Genomic DNA, 1856 nt, shown 5'->3' with positions numbered 1-1856 from the left:
TGCCTGCTCGACGATCACGTGCGCGTTCGTGCCGCTGACGCCGAAGGACGACACCGCCGCGCGGCGCGGCTCGCCCGTCTTCGGCCACTCCATCGGCTCCGTGAGGAGCTCGACGGCGCCGGCCGACCAGTCCACGTGGGAGGACGGCTCGTCCACGTGCAGCGTTCGCGGCAGTACGCCGTTGCGCAGCGCCAGGACCATCTTGATGATCCCGGCTACGCCGGCGGCCGCCTGTGTGTGACCGATGTTCGACTTCAACGAGCCGAGCCACAGCGGGCGTTCGCCCGTTCGCTCCTGGCCGTACGTCGCCAGCAGGGCCTGCGCCTCGATGGGGTCGCCCAGTGCGGTGCCCGTGCCGTGCGCCTCCACGGCGTCGACGTCCGCCGCCGAAAGGCCCGAGTTCGCGAGGGCCTGGCGGATGACGCGCTGCTGGGACGGACCGTGCGGCGCCGTCAGGCCGTTGCTCGCGCCGTCCTGGTTGACCGCGCTGCCCCGGACCACCGCCAGGACCTCGTGACCGTTCCTGCGGGCGTCCGAAAGGCGCTCCACCAGCAGCATGCCGACGCCCTCGGACCAGCCCGTGCCGTCCGCCGCCTCCGCGAAGGACTTGCAGCGGCCGTCCCCGGCCAGGCCGCCCTGGCGGGAGAACTCGGCGAACGTCACGGGGGTGGCCATCACCGTCACGCCGCCGACCAGTGCCATGGAGCACTCCCCCGCGCGCAGGGCCTGCGCCGCGAGGTGCAGGGCGACCAGGGACGACGAGCACGCCGTGTCCACCGTCATCGCCGGGCCTTCCAGGCCGAAGGCGTACGAAATCCGGCCGGAGAGCACGCTCGTCGCGTTGCCGGTCAGCAGGTGGCCGCCCAGGCCCTCTTCTTCGCCGGAGTTCGGCGCGGACGCGTAGCCTTGGCTCGCCGCTCCCGCGAAGACCGCGACCCGGCTCCCGCGTGCAGAGGTCGGGTCGATGCCCGCGCGCTCGAACGCCTGCCACGCCGTTTCGAGGAGCAGTCGCTGCTGCGGGTCCATCGCCAGCGCCTCGCGCGGCGAGATCCCGAAGAAGTCGGCGTCGAACTCTCCCGCGTCATGCAGGAACCCGCCCGAGCGAACGAACGTGGCCCCCGGGTCCGTCACCCAGCCGCGGTCGACCGGGAACCCGGTGATCCCGTCGTTCCCCGACGCCAATAGCGACCAGAGGTCCTCCGGGGACCGGACGCCGCCGGGCAGGCGGCAGCTCATGCCGACAATCGCGATCGGGTCGTCCCCATCGGTCGTCGTGGCCGCGGGGAGCATCTGCCCTGCGGTCGCCGCACCGTCCCCGACGAGTCGCGAACGGAGGTGGTCCGCAAGGACCCTGGGGCTCGGGCAGTCGAAGACCAGGGTGGTGGCGAGTTCGAGGCCGGTCTCCTTGCGCAGGCCGTTCCTCAGCTCCACGGCGGTCAGGGAGTCGAACCCCAGTTCCTTGAAAGCCCGGTCCGCGGACACCTTGGCCGTGTTCGCGTGCCCCAGGACGGCCGCGACCTGCCGCCGGACCAGATCGAGCAGGACCGTGTCCCGTTCGGCGCCCGACAGTCCGAGGAGTCTCGTCCGCAGCTCGGACTGCTCGGTGTGGACGTCGGCGTCCGCGTCGGTGCCGCCGGCAGCGTTGCGGTCCTCGGCCAGCTCGCCGAGAAGAGCGCTCGGGCGCAGCGCGGTGTACGTCGCCACGAACCGTGTCCAGTCGACGTCGGCCACGGTGACGTGCGTGTCGCCCTCGGCGAGCGCCCGCCGCAGGCCGTCCATCGCCTTGACCGGAGACATCGCGGCCAGGCCACGGCGGTTCAGGTGCGCCGCAGCCTCACCTTCGGCCATGCCGCCCT

1 protein-coding gene is annotated in these 1856 nt (G+C 72.6%); it reads right to left on the bottom strand.

The window, feature by feature from the left end:
* Nucleotides 1-1856, bottom strand: a 1856-nt coding sequence (locus tag EES42_RS43030; protein WP_241196968.1) for a type I polyketide synthase, incomplete at both ends; no start/stop codon positions are given.

This window comes from Streptomyces sp. ADI95-17, assembly GCF_003846175.1.
Lineage (GTDB): Bacteria > Actinomycetota > Actinomycetes > Streptomycetales > Streptomycetaceae > Streptomyces > Streptomyces sanglieri.
This window is presented reverse-complemented; position numbering and strand designations above follow the sequence as displayed.